Here is a 25,168-nt window from a genome sequence, read left to right on the forward strand (position 1 = left end):
GTGTTCCGCCCTTACCATGTGGGCTCTTGCATTGCACGTTCAACTATTTGATATCGATCTGACCGCCGCCTGCGGACTCAGGTTTGGTCTCGCGTTCGGATGGGAAGACGAGTCTCGATGCATCGGGAGATGTGTGGCGGTGGGTGATCTTCCAGTCTTTGCCGACGAGTTTGAAGACCAGCGTCATACGGCCGGACGAATCTTCTAGTTTGCCGTTGTTGTCTTGCGTCTGCTTCCATTTGCAGGATACGTAAGCTGCTTTTGTACCGAGCATCTCTACACGCAAACCTGTGACGTCGAGAGTGACGTTTGAGAGTTTGGCGTAGATCTTTTCGTTGACGCTTTTGACCTCGTCCCAGCCTTGTGTAGCGGTTCCGTTATTGTTAAAGATAAGGAGCTTAGGGCTCTTTTCATAGACGCCCATAACCTTATCGAGATCGACTGTTTTGATGCCATCGACAAGGCGGTCGAATGCCTCGCGGACGCCTTTAGACGGGTCAGCTTTGCCAGCCGCAGCCTTTTGGCCAAACGCCGAAAACGCGAAGATAAATATAATTGCTGTTCCAAAAATAAGTCTTTTCATAATTGAACTACCTCTTTTGCAAAATTATCACATATTTTGGTTATAGGCGCCGGGAAAAGAAATATTAACCGCAGATGAGCGCAGATAGACGCAGATAAGGAAATCCTTTGGCGCACGATTTCGTGACATTGAAAAGGCCTGTTTGCACTATTTGGTGGAGAGTTTGACGTTGGACCCCTCGTTTACACTCGCGTTTCCGCCTTTTTTCACGCCTAAAGGCGTAACTCTGAACGAGCGGTATGATTTTTGCAGAAAATATAGGCAACTGGTTGAAATCATTGGTTTCAACCGCTCTTCCCGGAAAATAATGTAGAGTCTGGAGGATGTTATATGCGAGTCGTAAGTAAGTTGATCGGACCATTTTTGTTTACGCTGACGTTTTTGACGCTCAGCCGCATTTTTGTTTTTGGGGCGCCTGCGGCGCCTGCACAGTTTTTGAATTTGCCGGATGAAGAGAGCAGCTACTCAATCGATAACGATGCGGAGCCCGATGTGACAGCGCGTGTTGCGCGTATCAGCTATATCAAGGGTGAAGCTCAGATACGACGAGCGGACGGCGGGGATTGGGAAAAAGTGACATTGAATCTCCCGGTCGTTGAGGGTGACGAGATCACTACTTCTGGCGACGCACGGCTTGAGATCCAGTTTGATAACAACCAGCATCTGCGTCTTGCGGAAAATGCATACCTCAAAATTGTAAATCTCAAGGACGAAGGAATCGCGTTGAGCCTTTCATTGGGTACGATGAGTTTACGCGTCACGAGATTTGATAAGGACAAATCGACTTTTGAAATAGATGCGCCAAAGACGACGATCGCTGTGCAGAAGGCTGGCGTTTACCGCATCGATGCCGGGCAGCAGAACGACGCGGAGATTCGTGTGAGCGTTACGCAGAACGGCGAAGCTCGGGTTTACTCTGACGAAGCCGGGTTTACGTTAAAGAATGATCGCAGCGCCCGTATCTTTGTTGACGGCCCGAACGCAGGCGAATGGGAAGCAGCCGATTTTGCGCGATATACGGATGAGTTCGATTCGTGGTCGCTAGAACGTGACGCGACTATTGCGGAGCGTCTAAAAGACGCATTTTACGACAAATATTACGATAACGATATTTACGGAGCCGACGATCTTAACGGTTACGGCGATTGGGTACACACGGCGAGTTATGGCTATGTCTGGCGGCCCTATCGAAACTCGCTCAGCCATTACGCCGACTGGTCACCTTATCGATACGGGCATTGGCGATGGATACCGCCATTCGGCTGGACTTGGGTCAACGATGAGCCTTGGGGCTGGGCGACTTATCATCACGGGCGATGGTTTCATGACGCGGGGCACTGGTATTGGTCGCCTTATGGATACTATCGGCACTCGCGCAGTTGGTGGCGGCCGGCTTTAGTTTTTGTGACCGTTTATAACAACAATGTGTGCTGGTATCCGCTTGGGTATCATTACAGCTATTACAACTATAATTACAACTACAATTGCCATGGCCGCCGTTGTAATAACGGTGGGCATAACAGCAGCGGACATCATCAGCCGACGTATCCGACCGGCCCTACCGGTGGAGTAAAACCGCCTAAACAGACGCTGCCTCCCAAGATTCCGGCAAATGCTGTGATCGCAATGGCGATGGATGATTTTGGAACGACGGTCAAGCCCGTAAAGAGCGCTCCGTTCGAAATGGCAAACACGATTCTCACAAAGAATGCGGGTGAAGTTGCCAGCCCTGTTCTTCCGACGTACTCCGCGGTGACGAAAAAGATCTCGCGCGAGATCGCAACCGACAGGCCAAAGACTGATATCGTTGCCTCACAAACAAAGGTTGGCGCCGCTCCGCGAAAAACGAATGCACCTTTGGATAAAGAGTTGCGCAATACACGTGTTCTGGGCGGACGCGAATCGGTAAAAACTGCAAACGATTCAGGTGGAGTAAAATCGTCAAACAACGGAGCGTCTGACCCGAGAAAAACGGGAGCAGTGACGCGACAACCTCCGGTTAGACAAAGTGAAACCACACCGCCGCCCATCAGACAGGCTCCGGTTTCGTCACCGCCGACGAGAACAGACACGCCGGTTAGACAACAGCCAACGCGGACGGATACCCCTGTTCGACAGCCACCGGTCAGACAGGAAACTCCACGATCCGAACCTGCTCCGACGAGGCAAACGCCGCGTTCGGAACCATCTCCAACGAGGCAGCCGCCGGTAAAGAGTGAACCGAAGCAGGATAGCAAGCCTTCACCGTCAAGGGCAACCGACAGCGGAAGCAGAAAGGCGAAGGAAGGTTGAAAGTAAGAAACAATTTACGCGGATAGCACGGATAAGGCGGATCAAAACGGATAAGAATATCTGTTTTTATCCGCCTTTATCAGTTTAGTTTGGGAGGAATATCGAGCGGTTGATCTGCGACGGGTTGCCGACGACGACGAAGCGGAGATTTCGCATATACTTGTCGGCGACGGTCTGTACCTCGGCGGACTTGACCTTGCGAATGCGGTCGAGGAATTCGAATGAACGCCGCCATCCGCCGCCAACAAGTTCATATCTTCCAAGTTCGCCGACCTGAGCGGCGCTTGTTTCCTGACCCAGATAGTAAGTCGTGAGAAAATTGCCTGCGACTTCGGATACAATGTCCTCGGTTAACCTCTGTGTCCTCAGCGTTGTTATTTGCTCTAGCATAATACGGACGCTTTCATTTGCATCTGTTGACGAGACAGATATGTTTGCCGTGTTTGCCGCCAAATTATTAATCTCCGCCGCGGGCGCGTAGGAAAGCTGCCGCTTGTTGCGCACTTCCTGCGTGACCAGTTGAAAGAGAATGTTGACCGCGACCTGCATTGGATAATAATCGTCATCTTTCATCGACGGAGCGTTAAAAACGCCTTCGACATAATTGGTTGGAATGCTGCGGCTGACAATGTCGAGCGTCGGTTTAGCAAAGACGAGCGGCGGAAAAGGCCGCTCTTTGTAATTGCCGCGCGGTAGTTTTCCGAATGATGCGGCGATTCGCGTTTTTAGTTCGTTTGCATCGAGGTCGCCGACAAAAACGAGCAGCAGCCGCGATGTTTCCATCATTTTCTTGTGATAAGCGATCAGGTCGGCAGCCTTAAAACTATTGATCGTCGAAGGTGTGCCGGCCGTATCATTGGCATACGGATGCCCTGCATAGACAACACGTTCGATCTCCGATTCGAGAGCCGATTCCGGGCTGACATTTTTTTCGCGGAGGGCGCTGAGCGAAACGTTGCGGTTGCGCTCGATGTCGTCAACGGCAAATGCGGGATTTAACATTACGTCCGCAAAGACATTCCACACACGGTCAAAATTAGGACGCGTTGCTCCCATCGATACGATGCTGAAATCCGGGCCGGCCGAGGCTGCGATGCCGCTGCCTGTGCGAGATATCTCGCGACGGACCGCCTGACGAGGATATTTTTTTCCGGCTTCGATAGCGGTCTTTAGCATCAGATCTTCAATACCGGCATTTTTTTCGTCGATGTTTCGAGCTCCGCCGCGAATAAAAAGCGAGGCAGCGATCGTCGGTGACGAAGGTCGGCGTTTTACAAGTACCTTGAGGCCGTTGACCTCAAATTCTGTTACCTGCGCCGCCGCCGAAGAGATGTCTGTTGTTGCGGTTTGGGCAAAACTGAAACAGGCGAACGACAGAATCAAAATAATCGTAGCCGTTGGTTTAGAGATGGTAGTTTTAAACACTATTTTCCTCCGATGAGATCTTGTTCTGTCAGATTTGCCGTAGCTTTGGATGCAGGCGAGAGCATTGCGATCGCGACGTGCGGTTTGTTTTGAACGTAGGTTCGCAAATAATCATTGATCTGCTGACGAGAAGTTGCCCGCAGATTTTTGTGATAGCCGCGAAAATAATCAATGCCTGTGGACGACCACCAGAAGCCGAGCGTGTGAGCATAATCGGTCAGTTTTTCGCGGTCGAAAAGATCGTTTGATTCGAGAATGGTTTTTGCGCTATCCAGTTCTTCATCGGTGAAATATGTTGGCGTCGTAAATGCGTCTATCTCGGCGTAGGCGGCTTTTAGCGCGGCTTTTGCCTTGTCCGGCGTTGTCACTAAAATGAGCTGGATCGGGCCGATATTTCGCTGTGTGTAATATCCAAAACTGATACCTGATGCGAGGCCTGAGTCGACCAGATTGCGCTGGAAGCGCGAATCGGGCTGCGTGATTATGTAAGAGAAAACGTCGGCGGCGTAGGTGCCAACATCATCCTTACCGATAGATGGGCCATGCCAACCGATCGAGATAAATACGTTATCGCCTTGCTCCTGCTGCTCGACTGGTTTCTCGATGATGACGGCTTCGCTTTTTGTTAACGGCGGATGTTCTACGAGCGGAAATTCTTTAAAGGGATCGACCTTTCGACGTTCCCAACTGCCCATGATCTGTTCGGCGAGACGGAAAACTTCATCGGGCTTAACGTCGCCGGTAACGATGAGAGCAGCGTTGTTTGGAACATAATAACGCGATTGGATAAGACGCATTTGCTCCGTTGTGGCCGCAGTAACTGTTTCGCGTGTACCGGCGGGCATCTTTCGAGTCGGATACTTGTAAAACAGCTTTTCCTTCATCTCGAGGTCAAGGTACTGATAAGGATTTGCCTCGTGACGATCAAGCTCTCCGATGACGACTTGCTTTTCGTTAGTGAAATCGGTTTCGTCAAAAGTTGGAAAGCGTACAGAATCATTGATCTGTCGGATGGCTGCCGCGAGATACGGACTCGTGACGTGGTAGAAATAGTTAACGACCTCTTCGCGTGTTGAGCCGTTGTAAAAACCAAGCTGGCCGCTGTCTTTGAGATAGGAAATGTCGCCGATCTGCGGCTTTAGTTTTAAGGCCCCTGAGCAAGCAGCGATGTAGTTTGGAGAAAACCGGTTTGTCGCCGGAACCTCCTCGCATTGCGACAGCCGCACAGCGAGGTTCGGCTTAAAGAACATATGTTCGAAAAGATGCGACAGGCCGTTGAACTCGGGTGGTTCGGTAAACGAACCGTTTCGCACATCCAGCTCAACCGTCACAAGCGGCACGCTCGAATCCGCAAGAACGATCACCTCAAGGCCGTTCGCCAGCGTTTTTGTGACGATCGGTATCTCGTAAGGAACTTGCGGAGTTGCGGGTTTAGCCGATGCGGGAGCGGCTGCGATCGCAGTTTTGCCCGGCTTTCGCGTCGCCTTTTGAGCAAGGCCTGCGGATGGCAGAAATGATATTATCAGAAACAGGACGAGAAAATGTTTTTTCACGAAAGGGCTCCTTTTTGAAGCGACGAGGCTCTTTTGAAATTGTAACATCGAGGAGAACATAAAATGGAACGCGACAATTTGATGCACGGCGCCCGCACGGCGTTGAATACAGATCTGGATATTAGGGCATGGGCCGAAAATTTTCTAAAGGAAAAAACACGTTCCGAGATGTCAGAAATGACAGATGAGGAATTTGAAAAACACTGGAAATACCATAAACCCGAAATAATGCACGCTGGAGCGGCTGACGCCATGCAAGCCTATCGTCAGAGTAAAAAGTAAAACTCAGAGGGCAAAAAAGAAAGGCAAGACCGATTTTATTCGATCTTGCCTTTTTTACTTTTGACCCTTACTTGGATCAAACCCCTGGCATTGCTTTCTTCAGTGGTTTCAGGATCGCGAACAACACAACCGCCATAACGAGTGCCATGCAGGCGAGGACGATGAAGAACGACGATTGAAGCCAGATGTCCCAGAAGACGCCGATCTGCGTTAGCTTATTTCCTATCGCAGTTGCAACAAACCAGCCGCCCATTAGCAGGCCGCGTTTACTTATAGGTGCAACCTTTGAAACGAGCGACAAGCCCATCGGCGAAAGCATAAGTTCGCCAAGCGTTACAATCATATAGGCGAATATCAGCCAGAATGCCGACACGCGGAACAGGTGTGACGTTTGGAGGATCTTATCTTTATGAGCATCACCCGCCCCGGGTGCAACTCGGTTTACTTCATATATGAGCCTTGCCTGTCCGCTCTTATATGCTGTCATCTCGGCGGGCGTCAAAGCAGTTTTTCCTTTCTCCAAATTCTCCTTATTCAAGTCTTCGATTGCCTTGTCGGACATAGCGGACATCTTAACGCCGTTAATGACAGGCTTACAGGTCTTACCAGCAGGACATTCTTGAACGATTGTTGATTCACCATCGATCGCTTTAGCTTTCATCAGCGTATCGATTGTTGCCTGCGGGATACCTTGACCAACAAGATTCTTCGCAACGCGTTCGTTGATGCGAAACTCACCGGACGCGATCTGTGCGGGTGTGCGGGTTGATTGCTCACCGATGTAAGCGCCATATCCCAAAACGAGGAACGACAGTCCCGTGAGCGTCATTCCGAAAGCCATCTTGGTCGGCGTCGACGGCTCTTTGCCGCGGCGGGACAAGAATCCCCAAAACCATACGAGTGGAAATGTCAGGATCAGGATCCAGATAGCGTTGATCGAATTAGAAATCGTTCCCGACACATTCCAGTCAGTATTGTCATCGGCAAAATAGGTGATGGTCGAACCATTTTGATGAAACACCATCCAGAAAACGATCACGATCAAAAAGATCACGATCAGCGCCATGATGCGTTTTCCTTCGGAGACCGTATTCATTAAGTCGGTCGCTTTTTGGGACACGCTTCGTTCACCCTGATCGCTCACCTCATGCGGCGGAGCGTCAACGGCGATTGCGGCCGCATCGGCTTGTTCCGAAGCTGACATCGAATGTTTGTTGTCGGCAGATTTAACGTGCTCTTTCCAATACCAGAGCACGAAAACCGACAGCACCATTCCGAAAGCAGCGACCGCGAACGCGGCGTGGAAACCGAAGTAAGCCTTGACGACCTCCATAATGATCGGTGCAAGTGCCGCACCGACGTTGATGCCCATGTAGAAAATGTTGTACGCACGGTCTTTGAGCGGGCTGCCTTCGGGATAAAGGTTGCCGACCATCGTGGAGACGTTCGGCTTAAAGAAACCGTTACCGATAACAAGGAATGTCAGAGCAAGATACACCGCCCAGATCGCCGGGATCGACAGCGTTGCATGTCCGGCCATGAAAAAGAAACCGCCGATCATCACCGCTTTGCGATAGCCGGTAAACCTGTCAGCAATAAATCCGCCGACCAGCGGGCTGAGGTAAACGAACATCAGATATGTCGAATACAGCCACGTCGCCTCAGCCGCCGTCCAGCCAAAACCCTCTTTCGGGTCACGCAAATACAGCGTGAAAAGTGCGAGCATCGAGTAGAACGAAAATCGTTCCCACATCTCGGTTGCGAAAAGTACGGCAAGGCCCTTTGGGTGTTTGTCGGCAACACCACCGGTCATCGTTTGTGCGTTTGCGCTCATCGGTATATTTCCCCTATCGGTTGTTTGAATTTCAGGAAGAGTTAGGCAAAATATAGCAGATAAATCGTTTATCTAAAAGGGAAATTACGCAAAATCAATGCAGAAAGCTGTTGGCAAGACAGCCTGTGCGCTGCAACTATACGGAGCAAAATATGATCCTGGTAATTTTGGCGATATGGTTCGGGTACAAAAAGGCACGCGACTCCGGGAGAAATCCGTGGCTTTGGGCGGCTATCTCAGGCGGAATATTTATCGGCACACAGTTACTGGTAGGTCTGGGGTTCGGCGTGCTGATCGTGATCGGACAGGAATTGTGGGGTTGGGATGACCGTGCTTTTGACAATTATTCGCTGCTCGCCAACATTCCCGCGATCATATTGAGTATCGTCGCTCTTTGGCTGGTATTTCGATTTCTCGACCGGATTCCTGAGGATCCACCGCAGTCACAGCCGCCGCCTCCACCGACTTTTGACGGACAAGAGTAATTCAATTTGCGGGAAAATCGAGATTGCCTTAAACTTTTATTGGTTGCCCTTGTAGCTCAATGGTAGAGCACGCGGCTCATAATCGCTTGGCTGTAGGTTCGAATCCTTCCGAGGGCACCATTCTTTTCTTTTCTGATGCAGTTTCGCAGTTCAAATAGCAGAAACACTGTGGGTCGTTCTACGGACTCGCGCTTTAGCGCGAAGATGTGGGCTGTTGTCCTTATTTGGGGCATAGCTCTCGTTACAAATTCGTTTCATACGGCGTTTGCCAACATTACTCCTGATGCGGGTACAGTTTACTGTCCGCTGCAAAAGCGCTTGGTTCCAAAGATTGAACCTAAAGCACCTGCTGCGCTTATCACCACCGAGTATTGTGCTTCGCCGAGAGAAACGGAAGAATTTACGACGAAGTTAGTTCAGAATGTAGGCGTCAGATCGGTCTCGAATCAGGACGACGTCGATTCGCTGTTTTTTGCTTACAAGGCAAACGGTGTGCGAGCCTTTCGAGGCCTTTCCGGAACTCCTGATGATCCAAAGGCTCCTTTTGTAAGTGATCAATCAAAAAATGCGGTAACGTCTTCATCATTCCAAGTTACGCCAAGCGCTCTTGCCACAGAGTATTTAGCAACCATCCCGTCTGTTTCATCTGTTCACGCTCACACATATTTTGATGTCGGTGCTCACTCTTCGATAGAACAGTACATTTCAGATCCTCAACGCGGCCCTCCGGCCAATTAGCAGCACATTTCTATCTTTTGGAGCCGTAGTTGCACAGGCAAAATTGCCTGCTCATACGGCGTGTTTCTAATTTTAGTTGGAGAGATCATGAAAAAATTATTCTTTACTAGTGCAATATTGATGGCCTTAATGGCGGGGTCAGTCTTCGCGCAAAATCAAAGAGCGCGAATTTCAGGTACCGTAACAGATTCAAACGGATCAGTGGTAAGCGGTGCGAAAGTCACATTGTTTGAGGTGTCACTTGGTAAACGAAGTGCAGTCGTTACTGACACTTCTGGCGGTTTTGTTTTCAAGGATTTGCTTGACGGTGAATATCGAATAACCGTTTCCTATCCCAATTTTGCGGACGCTGCGAAGACTATCAAAGTCTCCGGCGGCGATGCTTCCGTTCAGATACAGCTTGCCGTCAGTGGGGTTGCTGCGATTGTCAATGTTGATGCGGAAACTGCTCGAGTAGAACTCGAGCGTGTTCCCGGCGGGACCGATCTTGTCGCGCGCCGCCAGATACAGCAGACTGCGGGCAATAATATGAAGGACGTGCTCAATTTTACACCGGGCGTGCTTGCCCAGCCGCGATTTGGTTCTGACGAAATGCAGATATCGGTTCGAGGTTCGGGCCTGAGAAACAATTATCATTTGCGCGGTGTCAATATTCTGGTCAATGGCATGCCCTATGGCGATGCGGACGGGTTTTCTGATTTTGAATCGCTGGAGTTCCTGACCGCAAATCGCGTTGAAGTCTGGAAAGGGGCGAACGCTTTGCGCTATGGCGGAAATACTGCGGGTGGTGCAATAAATCTTGTGACTGAAACCAGTGAGACAGCCTTTCCGCTTGAATTGCGTATTCAGGGCGGTTCGTTCGGTTCGTTCAAGGGATATCTTTCGACGGGCGGTGAGCGTGGGCGATTTGGATATTTTGTTGGGGTCTCAGATTCGGAACTTGATGGGTACCGTGAACACAGCGCTCAAGGCAGACGCAGGTTGTTTGGCAATTTTACTTTCAAATATAACGAGACTACCGATTTTTTTGCCGACGTAATGTTTGCCAATTTTGCCGAAATTTATCCGGGTTCATTGACATACGCAGAATTCCAATCTGATCCGCAACAAGCCAATCCCGAAAATGTTTCCGCTAACTGGGGCAGATTTGCCAACTATTATCGCGGCGCGGTTGGAATGAAAAAACGGTATGGAAGGCGTCATGAATTTTCGTTCAAAGTGTCGGCTCAATACCGTGATCTGATCCATCCGATCTTTAATTTCTTGGATCAAGATACGCGTACATACGGCGGGGAATTTCGTTACGCCTATACAGGTTTAAAGAATCGGTTTGTTATTGGATTTGCTCCGCAATCCACGTGGACCGCCGGACGACGTTTTGATAATAATTTTGGCGTACAGGGAGAGCAGGCAGCACATTTCGATTCACTTGCGACCAATTACGGCATTTATTTTGAAAATCAATACGACATCACGTCAAATTTCACACTCGTTACAGGAGGACGCGTCGACTTTTCAAAGCGAAGATTAACTGACCTCTTCTTGTCCGACGGCAACCAATCCGATAAACGAACCTATAATTCCTTTACCCCAAAGGTCGGATTTGTTTTTCGAGCGAAGGAAAACGCGCAAATTTTTGCCAATGTGAGCCGTTCGTATGAACCGCCGCTACTGCTTGAACTGACAAGCTTTGGTTTTGTTTCGGGTTTTCTGCCTTTAGAGGCTCAAGACACATGGCAAGTGGAGGTCGGTACACGCGGCAGCATTTTGAGTAAGCGACTCAATTACGAAGTTGCCTTCTACAACTCGGCGATCTCAAATGAGGTTCTGAATCAAAATTTGCAGCCGTTTCCAAATGCACCGTTCACAATCCCGAGCTTTCGCAGCGTTCCGAAAACGCGGCATTCGGGATTTGAACTTTCGACAGATGCGGTTTTGGCGAACGACCTCTTTACTGAAAACGCGAGATTAAGCTGGCGCACGGCTTACACTTTCGCAAACTTCAAATTTACCGAGGATGCGGCTTTTACCGATAATTTTATTCCGGGCCAACCAAAACATTTGGTCAGGAGTGAGCTGCGTTATATTCATCCAAAAGGCTTCTGGATCGCACCCGGCATAGACTGGTCACCTGCGTCGTACTTTGTGAACAGCAGCAATACGGCTAAGAACGATTCCTACGCTGATCTCAATCTGCGTGTCGGATTTGACCGGAAGAGTTTTGGGGTCTTTCTCGATGCCAACAATCTCTTCGACCGCAATTACGCGGGTTCTGTGCAAGTAGATGATGGTGCAGGAAGATACTACGAGCCTTCTAACGGACGCGGTGCCACAGTCGGGTTTGTGTACCGATTAGGCAGAAGATAGGAGAGGCAGATGAGAATGTTTAGCTCCGGATTGATTATCCGGATTCGACCAACTCACGAAAACTCCGTGCGGTATCTAATGCCAACCCAATCATACCGGCATAACCGTAAAACCAATTGCACAGTCCCGCCAACTGCTGCACGGAGTTCCCGTTGGGGTCAAATCGAATTGAACCTGATAGAACAATGCGGCGGAACGTTTGTTGCGAGGCGACTATCGTAATTTCTTGAAAAATAGGAAATAATGAGATGAAAATAAAAATATATACAGTACTTATATGTCTTTTGTTCGCTGCTACGGCATTCGGACAAAGTTCAAATTCGACGATCGTGGGAAAAGTTGCGGACCAGAACGGTGCAGCAGTTTCGGGAGCGATCGTCCAGGTTAAAGGTGCGTCGGCTGCGACGAAAACAGTCACGACTGACTCAAACGGCGACTTTTCCTTCTCGAACTTGCCAACTCAAAACTATCGCCTGACTGTTCAAAAAAACGGCTTCACAACTTACTCACTAGATGTTTCGAGCGGATCGTCGAGTTTGTCGATCTCGCTCACTGTGTCAGGGCCGGGAGCGATGGTCGAGGTTGCGGCTGAAACCTATACGGTTGACGAAGGCACAACCGCTACGAAAATTAATGCTCCGCTGAGAGATATTCCGCAATCAATACAAATAGTCAATCAGAATCTCCTGCGCGACCGCGCGACTTTTAGCTTTTCTGAAGGTATAACGCAGAATGTCTCAGGAGTGACGCGGCACACAACCGACCTAACTGGCTCCGGTTCGGGAGATTTCGTGCGTCTGCGCGGTTTTTCGGCAAGCTATAACAATTCGTATTTACGAAACGGTCTGAAGTTTCCGAACTACGGTGCTAACGAAACGGCGGATGTTGAGACGATCGAAGTATTGAAAGGTACGGCGAGCGTTCTGTATGGACGTGCCGAACCGGGCGGCGTCGTAAACCTGGTTACGAAACAGCCGACAAGCGAGAATTATTTTTCCGCAGACTTTTCGGCCGGACAGTTCAATTTTTATCGGCCGCATATCGATGCCGGCGGCAAACTGTTCTCGGACAAACTGCTTTACCGCTTTAACGGCGCCTATCAATACGATGGTAACTTCCGCGAGGATGCGGATGGCAACCGCGTGTTTCTCTCTCCGGTCTTGCTTTGGAAGCCGACCCAGAAACTCCAAATTTCTTTCGACGCACAGTATTTGCGAGAGGTCCGCGGTATGGACGTCGGGCAGTTGCTAGTCAACGGACTCGTTCCGGATGTTCCGGTCGAGCGCAGTTACGGCGAGCCATTCAACCGATCATTTCAGCAAAATCGAAATGGCGGAATCCGAGCAAAGTATGACTTCAATGCAAATTGGTCAATTCAAAGCGCTTATCGAACCCAGTTTTTTGATTACGCCTTGTTCGGAGTGTTTCCAGCCTTGTACTTCGCGCCTCCCGTTGCCGCAGATGGCCGAACGGTCAATCGCGATCTTGCCTCTCTCGATTTTACGGAGCGTTGGCATTATTCGGATACGTACGTCACCGGAAGGTTCTCGACCGGACGCATAAAGCACACGATCGTCGGAGGCTTTGAATACGGCTATACGGATGGCGTTTACAATCACGATTTCTACCTAGCAGGTTTGTTCGGCCCTGATTTTCCGACGACTGATATTTTCACGCCGACTGCACCGCTCAGCTACGAATTTGCCCAAAACTATATTCGCACAGCTCCGGGAGCCAATTTCCCGTACGTCTTCGGAAATCGACTCAAGACTGTGGGTGGATACATTCAGGACTTGATCGAGTTCACGCCGAAATTCAAGGTGCTGATCGGCGGCAGATACGATAGTTTTAGTCAGCGTTTTTACGAAGAACCGAACCCTATTCTGCGTTCGACCGATAAACGGTTCAGCCCTCGCGTTGGTTTCGTCTATCAACCAGTCGAATATCTTTCATTTTACGCTTCTTATGGAAGTTCGTTCACCCCGCAGTTTCCAAGTCAACGGACCTTCGACAATCGTCTGTTCGATCCATCGATCGGTGAACAGTTTGAGGCCGGCGTAAAGGTAAACGGTTTTCGCGGAAAACTAAGTGGGTCGCTCGCTTTGTACAACCTGACCTTTACTGATCTGGTTGTTTCCGATCCCGCAAATCCCGGTTCTTCGATCCAAACAGGCGAACAGCGAAGCCGCGGCATCGAACTTGATGTTTCAGCAAATCCTGTACGAGGACTAAATCTGACCGGCAATTTTGCACTTATCGACGCGAGCGTTACTAAGGATACAAATGCACTTTTGATCGGTCGCTTTCTTCCAAATACGGCACGTCGTAACGGCAATATTTGGGCGACGTATCGTTTTGTCGAGGCGAACAATTTCCTGCGTAATTTCGGGATCGGTGCCGGCGTCCAAGCCGTCAGCGAGCGTTTCACGAGCCTCGCAAACTTCGGACGCATTCCGGGATATGGCCGCGTTGACGCAACAGCTTTTTATGATCTCAGCGCTAATGAAAAAACGCGGGTACGCATGGCGGTCAATTTCCACAATCTGACCAACAAACGCTACTACGAATCATCGTTCGGATTTAACGACACAATCTATCCGGGCTCGCCATTCAAAGCGTTGTTTTCATTGAAGATCACGCGAAGATAACTCAAAGGGCGAGGGGCGATCAACTGCGTCTCGCCCGCTTTTGCAAAATAGGAGAATTTGAAATGAATAGAAGAGAATTTGGAAAACTAACGGCTGCGGCGGCGATAGCTTCGCTGATCGGCTTTGAGAAAGCAGGAGGCCAGACCACTGATAAGGATATGGAAAAGCTTCATCAGGAGTATATGGGGAAATATGCCGATCTAATGGGCGGCGACAAAGTGACGATCGGCCTCGTCGCATATCCGGGAATGTTTCTGCAGGATCTTGTCGGCCCGTTGACCGTCTTTGAAGCGTTGATGAATCGCGATATTCACATCATCTGGAAAGAGAAAATTCCGGTCTCGACCGGCAGCCTGATCAAGATCACGCCGACGACGACATTCGCCGAAACGCCAAAGAATCTCGACGTGCTTTTTCTTCCCGGCGGCGTTCCCGGAACGACCGATCTGATGAAGGACAAGGAAACTCTCGACTTTATCAACGAAAAGGCTAAGACCGCCAAGTACATCACGAGCGTATGCACCGGATCGCTTATCCTCGGTGCGGCAGGGCTTTTGAAAGGCTACAAGGCTACTTCGCACTGGGCGACGCTAGATGTCCTGAAGGAATTTGGAGCGATCCCGACCGAAGCAAGGATCGTCGAAGACCGCAAGATCATCACAGGCGGCGGCGTGACGGCCGGAATTGATTTCGGACTATCGATCGCGGCAAAGCTCCGCAACCGGACGTATGCCGAGGCGATACAGTTATATCTCGAATACAATCCGCAGCCACCGTTCAATGCAGGATCGCCGAGAACGGCAAGCAAAGAAGTGAACACGTTCATCGGCGGAATGCTTGGCCCGATGGCAGATCAGGCTCGAAAGATCGCGAAGGAGATCACTAGCACGAAATAGGAGTTTAACCATGAGATTCTTTGGCACCATGATCCTCTTGCTGGTTTTTTCGGTTTGTTTGCTGGCTCAGCAGCGGATTCCGCAACTCGTGCTGTCGGGTAACGACCCCGTCGCTCTTGTTCAAGGAAAGAAAATTCGCGGCAAAGGATCAGTATCTGTTGTTCGCGGCAGGTTCAAGTACGTTTTCGCCAACCATGCGAACAAGAAGAAATTTGAGACTACGCCTGAGATCTTTGAAGTGCAGAACAACGGCGAATGCACATTTATGCCGGGGGTTCCGGGCGACCCTGACCTTTGGGAAGTTTACAAAGGACGGAATTATCTGTTTGGTACATCGATGTGCAAAGAGCGTTTTCAGCTTTCGCCTGAGACGATCCTCCATCCGGAAAATCGTGAGAAGATAAAGGTCAGGAATGTGGCTATCGTTATTTTTGATGGTGTCGAGCTTCTCGACTGGGCAGGCCCGGCCGAGGTGTTTTCGGCCGCTCAGACGGTTGACGGCCAGGACGGATTTAATGTTTACACGGTTGCTGAGAAAGCCGAGCCGATCATAAGCCAGGGTTTTGTAAAAGTAATTCCACAATATACGATCGCAAACGCCCCGAAACCGGAAATTATCGTCTTCCCCGGCGGCGACATCAGGAGCTTTCAAAACAGCAAGCCCGCGATGGCCTGGGCAAAAGCTGTGTCGGGCGAAGCGGATATTACAATGTCCGTTTGCACCGGTGCGTTTTTGCTTTCCGACCTAAAGCTGCTCGATAACAAAAGGATCAATACACACTGGGCGTCGATCCGACAGTTGAGAAGGCAGGTGCCGACGGCAACAGTTATGGAGAATATACGTTTTGTCGATAATGGACAGATCGTAACGACGGCCGGAATTTCGGCTGGAATTGATGGGGCATTGCACATTGTTGAAAGATTGCTTGGAACACCGGCCGCAAGGTTGACTGCCAAAGCTATGGAATACAACTGGCAACCAAGCATGACATCAGGAGGAAATAGAAAATGAAGAAAATAATTACAGCTTTTGTCTTTGCGATTTGCGGCGTTCTTGTTATCAACGCCCAGATACAACCGATCAGCATTAATTTCCAAGGCGTAGTTGGCAACAAGGCGTTTTCTTGCAACGAAACCTACGATGGCATTGGCACGACGAGATCAACTATGACCGTTACTGACTTTCGATTTTTTGTTGAGAATGTACGTCTTGTAGACAAAAGAGGTAAGGAAACACCTTTGAAGCTGACGAATGAAGGAAAGTTCCAGACCGAAAGTGTTGCACTAATAGATTTTGAAAATGGCGAAGGGCCTTGTAAGAACGGAACGCCGGATTTAAATGCGACGATTCGCGGCGAAGTACCGAAAGGGAAATATGTCGGCGTTAAGTTCCAAATTGGTGTACCGGAGGAAATGAATCATCTTGACCCGACGCTTCAACCATCTCCGCTGAATATAACGCGGATGCTTTGGTCGTGGCAGATGGGTTATAAATTTGCCCGCATCGACACAAAAACGACCGGCAAACCGAATGGATACGTACTGCATCTCGGCAGTACCGAATGTGCGACGGACGCTGCAAGTAATACGACGAAGTGTAAGTTTGCGAATCGGCCGGAATTTAGCTTCGCAAAATTTGATCTTGCAAAGGATGTCGTGACCGTCGATCTGAAGGCACTATTTGCCGGAGCAAATGTTGACATCAATCAGGAGAAAACCGCCGCCGGTTGTATGTCTTTTGAAGGCGACTCCGACTGCAAAGCTGTCTTTAAAAATCTCGGTTTGGCGTTTGATGGCATTACGCCGGTAAAACAGACCTTTATTCGTTCTGAAAGAATATCCAGGCCGACAGATCGAAACTCCGTAAATCCAACTACCCATGTAAGTGCCAAATGAGATCGCGACTATTTACAAAACTGATGGTTCTGTTTGTCTTTGGCACGGCTGGCCTTTTGTTTTTGGGTTCCAACATCTTCTACTCGACGGCTCAGACAAAGACAGATAGTTATGAATGGCGTTTGGCAAAAGGCTTTCCTGTGCCGCGAGTTCCTGATGATAATTCGATGACGACGGCGAAGGTCGAACTTGGCCGTCATCTATTTTACGACAAGCGGCTATCGATAAACGAAAAAACATCATGTGCGACTTGTCATTTGCAGGAAAGGGCTTTTACCGACGGCAAAGCTCTTTCTGTCGGAACAACCGGCGAGGTGCATCCACGAAACTCGATGAGTCTTGCAAATCTTGCTTATGCTGCTTCGCTCAATTGGGCGAATCCTACAGTTACACAACTTGAAAGACAACCCATGACGCCGATCTTTGGCGAAGCACCGGTTGAGATGGGAATGTCCGGTAAGGAAGAATTGCTGCTCGCGAGGCTATAAACAGAACCCCGATATATAAAACTCTTTGTCGATGCATTTCCCGATGCGAAAGGAAAGTATACGCTTAATCAGATCACCCAATCATTGGCATCGTTCGTAAGATCTTTGATCTCGGGAAATTCACCGTACGATAAATACAAGTATCAAGGTGACAAAGCCGCACTCTCTGACTCGGCAAAGCGCGGCGGGCATCTCTTTTTTAGCGAACGTCTCGAGTGTACGGATTGCCACACAGGCTTCAATCTTTCGGGTGCATCAAATTACGTCGGTAAAGCTGTTGAGAAGACCGAATTTGAGAACAACGGAATCTACAACATCGACGGAAAAGGCGGCTATCCGAAAGATAATACCGGACTGTTTGAGTTCACGCACGTCGCCGAAGATATGGGCAAATTCAAGGTGCCGACACTTAGAAATATAGAACTGACAGCACCATATATGCACGACGGAAGCATTGCGACACTGGAAGATGTGATCGAACATTACAAGGCGGGAGGTCGAACGATAAAAGACGGGCTGTACAAAGGAAACGGCAGCTTGAATCCAAACAAGAGTAGTTTTGTTCGCGGGTTTAATCTTTCCGGTCAGGAAAAAGCCGATCTCATCGCTTTCCTAAAGAGCCTTACAGATAACCAATTCATCACCGATCCGCGTTTCAGCGATCCATGGACGAAATAATTACAGATGAAAAATCAGATAATGACAATTACACTTTTGATACTTCTTTCGGTTTTCATAATGGCCACATGTTCTAAAGCATCTCAGAACAAGGTCGTTCCGACCACAGAAACCCAAACCTATAGATCTGTTGGCGTAGTTAAGTCAGTTGATTTTGACAGCGGCAAGGTCAAGGTCGATCACGAAGATATTCCCGGCTATATGTCGCGAATGGAAATGAACGAACCTGTGGCTGATAAGAAACACCTTGAAGGTCTAAAGGCCGGAGATAAGGTTGAGTTTGAAATTCTTCGCGAAGGGGCGAAGATCACATTTACCAAATTTACAAAGGTCGGCGAGGTCGCAATCTTGGATGGTGCAGAAATCTACAAAACAAACTGCGCCGAATGCCACGGCTCAATCGGCGAAGGTGCAGAGAAAGGTATTCCGCTGACCTCCGGCCACGCTCTAAATCATTCGGAAAACGAATACACCGAGCAAGTGAAAAATGGCGACGGCAAGAAAATGCCTGCCTTCAAGGAAAGGTTATCTGAGGTCCAAATTTCAGGAGTCGTGAAATTTGTGCGGGAGGAAATTCAGCGCGGAGCTGAAGTTAAGAAAGATCATCGGCATCATCATTAACAAAAATTGATTTGTTTAGCTGTATGCGGAATTAACAGGAAGATAGTATGTCAGATTTAGACGTTTCAAAACCTAACGATTTTTACCGGTCAGTCTGGCGATGGCATTTTTACGCGGGGCTGTTTGCGATTCCGTTTATGATCATGCTCTCGGTAACCGGGATCATTTATCTGTTTAAGCCACAGTTGGATGCCGTTATGTATCGGGATCTGATGTTCGTATCCCCCAAAGCTCAAACAGCGACTGCGGATGAACAATTAAGTGCAGTCCGAGCGGCGTATTCCGATGCAACGATTAAAGCCTTTACTCCATCTCCAGCGGCTGATCGAAGCTCAAAATTCGACATCACGGCGAACGATAAACGGAATCTTTTTGTTTTTGTCGATCCGCATGATGCACACGTGCTCGGCAGTTACGATGCCGACCGAAATCTTCAGAATTATGCGCTTCTGCTGCACGGTGAATTAATGATCGGACGTGTCGGCGATACGCTGATCGAGCTTGCCGCTTGCTGGGCTCTTGTGCTGATGATCACAGGGCTCTATATGTGGTTTCCGCGCAGCGGAGCCGAAATTCGCGGAACTCTGCTTCCCAGATTGCGAAGCAAGAGCAAACGCATATTCTGGCGCGACGTACATGCGGTAACAGGATTCTACGGGTCGCTGATCGTGATCTTTATGATCCTTACAGGCCTTTTTTGGACAGGATTCTGGGGCGAAAGGTTTGCGAGTGTCTGGTCCGGTTTTCCACCACAAAAGAATGCCGAAGGTTTCAGTTCGACCGTTTTGACCGGTTCGCTGAACACGACCTCTGATAAGAAAATTGCTTGGGCAGCCGAGCAAATGCCGATGCCCGAATCACAGCACGGAGCGCACGATCACAGCAAGATGCTCGCTGAACAAAACACTCCTCTAATTACGCAAGGCATCGATCTGAATACGGTCGATAGAATAGCTAGAAACAATGATGTTGTCACCGGATATTCGATCGTTTTTCCGCAAAAGGAAACGGGTGTTTTTACGATCTCGGCTCCGCTTGGCGATCCATTCAGGCAGCAGACGATACACGTTGACCGATTTTCCGGTGAAGTGCTTGCCGAGGTCGGCTGGAAGGATTATGCCGTAGTGCCCAAAGCGGTGACAGCCGGTATTTCTCTTCACGAAGGCCTCGTTTTCGGCCTGGCGAATCAGTTATTGATGTTGTTCGCCGCCTTGACGGTTTTTATCTTGGCAGTTAGCGGAACAGTGATGTGGTGGAGGCGGCGGCCAGCTAAACGTCTCGGAGCGCCGCCGATGCCAGACAATTTTCCGTTATGGAAAACGGCTGTCGCGATCATCGTCATACTTGGTGTATTATTTCCGCTTGTTGGAATATCGCTGATCGTCGTTTTGTTATTTGATCGAGTTGTTTTAAGCCAACTGCCAAAACTTCGCGAAATGATCAGCTAACCGAGAATATTATTTCTTCATTTCTTCATCTATCAGTGCTCTTAGAGGCTCTTCGCCAAAACGTGCAAGCTCGCGGCCATTAACAAAGAATGTAGGCGTGCGGCGAACGCCTAGGCCCTGACCGTCTTTACGGTCACGTTCGAGTTTTTCTGCGAAACGCTTTTCTGCTACCGCCGCAGTGTATTTTTCCGCATCGATGCCCAAGGTTTTTGCGTAGCTCTTGAATAGTGCGTCGATATCCGGTTTTGGAGCCGAGCTCGGCGGCCCGTGCGGTGTGCCCCACTCGCCTTGCTTTTCAAAAAGAAGTTTCTGGGCTTCCCAGTATTTCCCTTCTTCGCCGGCGACCTCGGTAAACGTCGCCGCCTTAAAGGAATTTGGATGCAGCGGCATATAACGAACGACAAGGCGGATCTGCCCGTCGTAGTCAGCCATTATTTTCTTGACCACGGGCGAGAATCCGGCGCAGGATTCGCACTCGGGATCGAGAAATTCGACAAGCGTAATTTTTGCGTTCTCAGGGCCGATCGACGGACTATCCGAGCGTATCAATTGGCCTTTCGGAGCAGCCGTGGCCGCGGTGTTGGTCGGCTTCCGCTCGCTTTGCACTGATTCTCGGTAAAAATATGTGCCGATAACGGCGCCGACAACGACGATCACGGCCAGCATTATGAGGATCTTGATGTCATTTCTCATTGAGCAAACTTCCTTTTGGTCTATAAATTAACAAAACAAAAACTATGGCTGCAAAAGCCGCGAGTCCCATCATCGGTATCGTAATAAAGCCAAGCATCTCGATCTGGACTGCATTGCATGGAACGCCTTCGGAACATGGCGTCAGGCTTTCGGGAATAAAACCGTAGTAGATCAGGTTGTGATAAATCGCTATAGCAAGTCCGATGATCGCGAACGGCAGAGCGTACAGTTTAATATGCAGATCATTGAGCAATATCCCTACGCCGATAATGATAACGAGCGGATACATGGCGATGCGTTGATACCAGCAAAGCACACACGGCGGCAGCATCATTACTTCTGAAAAGAAGAGGCTTCCGACCACGGACGACAGGGCCAGTAGCCAAGCACAATGCGGCAGAATATTGTTTATCAAACCAGGCACTTTTTATTTAATGTAAAGAGGCTGCCCTTAGGAGACAGCCTCTTTGGTATAGAGACAGAGTGAACTCAAACAGCAGGAGCGTCCTGCTTGACCGCGTCCTTTGCCTTATTACAGCAAGGGCAGTCACAGCCTTTGCCGTCCTTACCCATGTGATGCTTCATATGTATGCCGGTCGCATCGGCATTGTCCATTTTGACTGACTTCCCGTCCGCATCTTTATTCATCATTGGGCATGAGGTTTTACCTTCTTCCTTAACAACGGCCGTTGCTGCCGTTGAAGATGTATCACCTTTGTTCATCATCGGACAATCTTTGGTGTGACTCATTTTCGCGAGTTTACCGTCGGCACCTGCTTTCATCATTGGGCAGCTTTCGCCGTCGCCATGACAGCAGTTGCAGTTATCACAATGTGAAGCGGTTTCCTTGCCGTCTGAGCTTTTCGCCTTCATCGGGCACGAATCTCCGTGACTGCAGCAGCACGAAGCTGCAATTGCGTCTGTCGTCAGATCGGTCGCTGAGCTGGATGAGTAAACAACAATGGCGAGGCCAAAGACGAGTATCGCCGATATAGCTAGAAATATTTTCTTTTTCATTTTAGTTCTCCGTAATTTATAAGATCTTGCCGTGCCGAAGCAGAGAGCCGCGCAAAAAGAGCGTTGCTTCAGCATTTTGACGGTGCAACTCGCGCTGCACTCCGAGGCGCAGTTCTAGATACGGAAAACCTGATTCCGGACCCGCTCAAATCGAAGGTCATTTGGCGGCGGGCGATAGTGGTATTCTGAAGTCTGACGCGACCGAACGATGAATGTCGGTGCGAGATCGATCTTTTCGACAGATGGAGCAATTACAAGATTGACAGCAACGCCGTATTTACTTTCGACTGGCGCCGCTATGACGTTGATCGGTATAACACAGTTTTTTGTCGATCTTGTATCGAACGAAGTCGCATTTTGCGGAGTTGTTGCCTTTTTCGCCTGATGGCAGTCGGTGCTCTTCTTCTTAAGCGGACAATGTGCCGCGGAAGTCAACTGAATGTGGTAGTTACAATAGGCGAGACAAAAAACCGCAATGGGATTGAGGCCAAGAAATATTACGACAAAAAGCGAAAGCGTTCTGATGTATTTTCCCTGAAAACTCATTGCAACTTATCCTACCACAATTTGGGTTCAACGGTGTGATTTTTGTCACTCTTTTTAAGACTCAAGAATGCCTAACCACACACGGAAGCGGGAGTTTACGAGACAAATATTCGAACTAATCCGAAGAGGCCGCCTCCGAGTATGACCCAAAATACATCTACCTTTAGGCGGAAGAGTGCAACGAAGGCGGCAATGCCCGTAATTAAGGCGAACCAATTGATATTTCCGCCAAAACCCTCAGAGAAAATAACCGCTGAACCGAAGACAAGAGCGAGATTGAGGATCACACCAACGACAGCGGCCGTTACGCCTGAAAGGGCTCCGGTAAGCACTTTGCTGCCGCGAAGTTTTTCTATATAGGGTGCTCCTAGAAAGATAAAAAGGAACGACGGCAGGAATGTCGTGTAGGTCGTGATCAATGCTCCGATTACGCCGGACATGAGCGGAGACATCCCGTCAGATGGATTGTTCCAACCTGCCATAAATCCGACGAATTGGAGCACCATGATTAGTGGTCCCGGCGTTGTTTCGGCAAGTGCGAGTCCGTCAACGGCTTGCGTCGGGGTGATCCAGGTATACGGAGCCGTAGTAACCGCTTGTGTTACGTAGGCAAGTACCGCGTACGCTCCGCCAAATGTTACTAGAGCGGAGACGGTGAAAAACTTATATTCCTCGACATGCAAACTGCTGAATCCACGCCATGCAATTAGTGCCGTGAAAGGCACCAGCCATAACACAATACCGACGGCGAGAGTTTTGACGAGTCGAGATCGACTCGGAACAGTGTGTTCAAGAGGTGTTTCATCATCAGGGATGACAAGCGACAGTTTTTGGTCATCGTCGGTTACATTACGATCCTTATGTTTCTCAATTGGCGTTGCGAATAAAGCGGGCGTAAACCAAATTCCAGCAAGCCCTGCCAAAGCAGCACCTAAAACAATCAACGGAAACGGAACATGAAGGAAATAGATCGCGACAAAGGCAAGAGCGGCAATTGCGTAATGTGTCTCACGTTTAAGGGCGCGTTTGCCGATCTTAAAAAGAGCTTCGACAACTATTGCAACGACAACGGGCTTGAAACCGTCGAGCACGCCATTCACGGCCGGAATGTGCCCATAAGCGGCGTACACATAAGACAGTCCGAGCAAGATAAAGATCGAGGGAATCACAAAGAACGCACCAGCGATAATGCCGCCTAAAGTACGGTGCATCAGCCAACCTATGTACACAGCAAGCTGTTGGGCCTCAGGCCCCGGCAGCAGCATGCAGTAATTCAACGCGTGTAGGAACCGCTCTTCGCCAAGCCAGCGTCGCTTATCGACAAGCTCCTTGTGCATTATCGCGATCTGCCCCGCCGGGCCACCAAACGAAATGAATCCGAGCTTCAACCAAAAGCGAAAGGCTTCGGTGAAGGAGACGTGTCGTTTACCAGTCAGTTTTTCCACATTTAATTAAACATTAAACCGGAAATCAACCACGTCGCCGTCTTGCATGATGTACTCTTTGCCCTCGAGGCGGGCGAGGCCTTTTTCGCTGGCGGCTTTTCGGCTGCCACAGGCCACGAGGTCGTTATAGCCGATGATCTCGGCGCGGATGAAGCCGCGTTCGATGTCAGTGTGGATCTCACCGGCGGCCTGTGGAGCCTTGGTACCAATGGGAATTGTCCAGGCACGGACTTCTTTTTCGCCGGCCGTGAGAAAGCTCATCAGTCCGAGCATGTGAAAGGCGGCTTTGATCAGTTCGTCGACACCGCTTGAGGCGAGGCCGAGGTCCTTTAGATATTCGCTGCGCTCGGCTGCGTCGAGGGCGACGAGCTCAGCCTCGAGCTTTGCACAGATCACGACAACATCGGCGTTCTCACTGGCCGCGTGTTTTTTTACCGCCGCGACATGTGGATTACCGTCGGGGTTTGCAAGGGTTTCTTCATCAACGTTGGCGGCGTAGATCGTGGGTTTGGTCGAGAGAAAGAACCAGGTTTTAACTATGGCTCGTTCGTCATCAGTAAGGTCGACGGCTCGTGCAGGACGGCCTTCTTCTAGCACGGGCAGAATCTTGTCGAGTATGACAAGTTCAGCCTTGGCGTCTTTATCACCGCCTGATTTAGCCGAGCGGGTCGCTTTATCCTTGCGTTTCTCAGCAGAAGCAAGATCGGCAAGGGCAAGCTCGATCTGGATCGTCTCGATGTCTCGCACGGGATCGACCGAACCTTCGACGTGGATAATGTTGTCGTCGTCAAAGCATCGGACGACTTGAATGACGGCATGCGTCTCACGGATGTTGGCGAGAAACTGATTGCCCAAACCTTCGCCTTTGGATGCACCGCGAACGAGGCCGGCGATATCCAAAAACTCGACCGTCGCAGGTACGACCTTTTGTGCATTGTTGAGCTTTTCGAGTACGGCAAGCCGTTCGTCGGGCACAGCGACGACGCCGACATTCGGTTCAATGGTCGCAAAAGGGTAATTTGCCGCCAGCGCCGCTTCCTGGGCGGTCAAGGCATTAAAAAGTGTAGATTTTCCGACGTTGGGCAAGCCAACGATTCCTGCTTGTAACATATAGGTGCGTAAGCCGTGTGTTAGGCCAAAACTCTGATTTTACAGATTGTGCGTGGTTTTGGAAAGATTGGTGAGCCGAGTAGCTCTAAGAACGCAGTCACTATCATTCCCGGTCGTGACAAT

General features: G+C 49.6%; 21 protein-coding genes, 1 tRNA gene and 1 pseudogene. 13 read left to right on the forward strand and 10 right to left on the reverse strand.

All coding sequences use genetic code 11. The features are described from left to right. Positions 1–43: 43 nt before the first annotated feature. Positions 44–583 (reverse strand): nuclear transport factor 2 family protein, encoded by a 540-nt coding sequence (locus IPL32_09625; GenBank protein ID MBK8466080.1) that lies wholly within the window; start codon positions 581–583, stop codon positions 44–46. 330 nt (positions 584–913) lie between these two features. Here IPL32_09625 and IPL32_09630 point away from each other — a divergent pair, with 330 nt between their 5' ends. Beyond that, positions 914–2,875: a FecR domain-containing protein gene (locus IPL32_09630; protein MBK8466081.1), complete on the forward strand. Its 1,962-nt coding sequence runs from the start codon at positions 914–916 to the stop codon at positions 2,873–2,875. Positions 2,876–2,959: 84 nt separating this feature from the next. Here the strand turns inward: IPL32_09630 and IPL32_09635 are convergent, their stop codons facing one another. Next, complete coding sequence (locus IPL32_09635; protein ID MBK8466082.1) at positions 2,960–4,300, reverse strand: insulinase family protein; 1,341 nt, start codon at positions 4,298–4,300, stop codon at positions 2,960–2,962. Next, complete coding sequence (locus IPL32_09640) at positions 4,300–5,901, reverse strand: insulinase family protein (protein MBK8466083.1); 1,602 nt, start codon at positions 5,899–5,901, stop codon at positions 4,300–4,302. The genes IPL32_09635 and IPL32_09640 overlap by 1 nt, the downstream gene beginning before the upstream one ends. Positions 5,902–5,916: 15 nt before the next feature. On the opposite strand from IPL32_09640, the gene IPL32_09645 reads away from it, so the two are divergent. Next, positions 5,917–6,135 (forward strand): hypothetical protein, encoded by a 219-nt coding sequence (locus IPL32_09645; GenBank protein ID MBK8466084.1) that lies wholly within the window; start codon positions 5,917–5,919, stop codon positions 6,133–6,135. 76 nt (positions 6,136–6,211) lie between these two features. Here IPL32_09645 and IPL32_09650 read toward each other — a convergent pair whose 3' ends face one another. Beyond that, entirely contained in the window at positions 6,212–7,969 is a 1,758-nt protein-coding gene (locus tag IPL32_09650) for a peptide MFS transporter (GenBank protein ID MBK8466085.1), read from the reverse strand. Between the two features lie 152 nt (positions 7,970–8,121). On the opposite strand from IPL32_09650, the gene IPL32_09655 reads away from it, so the two are divergent. From IPL32_09655 to IPL32_09705, 11 genes and pseudogenes are all read left to right on the forward strand, one after another. Continuing rightward, the gene (locus tag IPL32_09655) at positions 8,122–8,454 is read left to right on the forward strand and encodes a hypothetical protein (GenBank protein ID MBK8466086.1); all 333 of its coding nucleotides are present in this window, start codon (positions 8,122–8,124) and stop codon (positions 8,452–8,454) included. Between the two features lie 45 nt (positions 8,455–8,499). After that, positions 8,500–8,574, forward strand: a tRNA-Ile gene (locus tag IPL32_09660). Positions 8,575–8,622: 48 nt separating this feature from the next. Beyond that, positions 8,623–9,192, forward strand: coding sequence for a hypothetical protein (locus tag IPL32_09665; GenBank protein MBK8466087.1), 570 nt, complete (start codon positions 8,623–8,625; stop codon positions 9,190–9,192). 87 nt (positions 9,193–9,279) lie between these two features. Further along, positions 9,280–11,559: a TonB-dependent receptor gene (locus IPL32_09670; protein MBK8466088.1), complete on the forward strand. Its 2,280-nt coding sequence runs from the start codon at positions 9,280–9,282 to the stop codon at positions 11,557–11,559. A 248-nt stretch (positions 11,560–11,807) separates the two neighbouring features. Then, positions 11,808–14,207 (forward strand): TonB-dependent receptor, encoded by a 2,400-nt coding sequence (locus IPL32_09675; protein ID MBK8466089.1) that lies wholly within the window; start codon positions 11,808–11,810, stop codon positions 14,205–14,207. Positions 14,208–14,269: 62 nt separating this feature from the next. After that, the gene (locus tag IPL32_09680) at positions 14,270–15,103 is read left to right on the forward strand and encodes a DJ-1/PfpI family protein (protein MBK8466090.1); all 834 of its coding nucleotides are present in this window, start codon (positions 14,270–14,272) and stop codon (positions 15,101–15,103) included. A gap of 10 nt (positions 15,104–15,113) precedes the next feature. Next, positions 15,114–16,115, forward strand: a complete 1,002-nt coding sequence (locus IPL32_09685; protein MBK8466091.1) for a DJ-1/PfpI family protein — start codon at positions 15,114–15,116, stop codon at positions 16,113–16,115. Continuing rightward, entirely contained in the window at positions 16,112–16,999 is an 888-nt protein-coding gene (locus tag IPL32_09690; protein MBK8466092.1) for a metallo-mystery pair system four-Cys motif protein, read from the forward strand. The genes IPL32_09685 and IPL32_09690 overlap by 4 nt, the downstream gene beginning before the upstream one ends. Positions 17,000–17,022: 23 nt before the next feature. Further along, positions 17,023–18,165 (forward strand): annotated as a pseudogene (locus IPL32_09695) (di-heme enzyme). Between the two features lie 6 nt (positions 18,166–18,171). Beyond that, positions 18,172–18,786: a copper-binding protein gene (locus IPL32_09700; GenBank protein MBK8466093.1), complete on the forward strand. Its 615-nt coding sequence runs from the start codon at positions 18,172–18,174 to the stop codon at positions 18,784–18,786. 47 nt (positions 18,787–18,833) lie between these two features. Then, positions 18,834–20,234, forward strand: a complete 1,401-nt coding sequence (locus tag IPL32_09705) for a PepSY domain-containing protein (protein MBK8466094.1) — start codon at positions 18,834–18,836, stop codon at positions 20,232–20,234. A gap of 9 nt (positions 20,235–20,243) precedes the next feature. Here IPL32_09705 and IPL32_09710 read toward each other — a convergent pair whose 3' ends face one another. From IPL32_09710 to ychF, 6 genes are all read right to left on the reverse strand, one after another. After that, positions 20,244–20,927 (reverse strand): thioredoxin domain-containing protein, encoded by a 684-nt coding sequence (locus IPL32_09710; GenBank protein ID MBK8466095.1) that lies wholly within the window; start codon positions 20,925–20,927, stop codon positions 20,244–20,246. After that, positions 20,917–21,351, reverse strand: a complete 435-nt coding sequence (locus tag IPL32_09715) for a disulfide bond formation protein B (protein MBK8466096.1) — start codon at positions 21,349–21,351, stop codon at positions 20,917–20,919. The genes IPL32_09710 and IPL32_09715 overlap by 11 nt, the downstream gene beginning before the upstream one ends. A 65-nt stretch (positions 21,352–21,416) precedes the next feature. Continuing rightward, positions 21,417–21,944: a hypothetical protein gene (locus tag IPL32_09720; GenBank protein MBK8466097.1), complete on the reverse strand. Its 528-nt coding sequence runs from the start codon at positions 21,942–21,944 to the stop codon at positions 21,417–21,419. A 114-nt stretch (positions 21,945–22,058) separates the two neighbouring features. Further along, positions 22,059–22,490, reverse strand: coding sequence for a hypothetical protein (locus tag IPL32_09725; protein MBK8466098.1), 432 nt, complete (start codon positions 22,488–22,490; stop codon positions 22,059–22,061). Positions 22,491–22,585: 95 nt separating this feature from the next. After that, complete coding sequence (chrA, locus tag IPL32_09730; protein MBK8466099.1) at positions 22,586–23,935, reverse strand: chromate efflux transporter; 1,350 nt, start codon at positions 23,933–23,935, stop codon at positions 22,586–22,588. Positions 23,936–23,941: 6 nt separating this feature from the next. Continuing rightward, the gene (gene ychF, locus IPL32_09735) at positions 23,942–25,045 is read right to left on the reverse strand and encodes a redox-regulated ATPase YchF (GenBank protein MBK8466100.1); all 1,104 of its coding nucleotides are present in this window, start codon (positions 25,043–25,045) and stop codon (positions 23,942–23,944) included. Positions 25,046–25,168: the final 123 nt, after the last annotated feature.

The organism is Chloracidobacterium sp. (assembly GCA_016711345.1).
In the GTDB taxonomy this organism is placed as follows: Bacteria; Acidobacteriota; Blastocatellia; order Pyrinomonadales; family Pyrinomonadaceae; genus OLB17.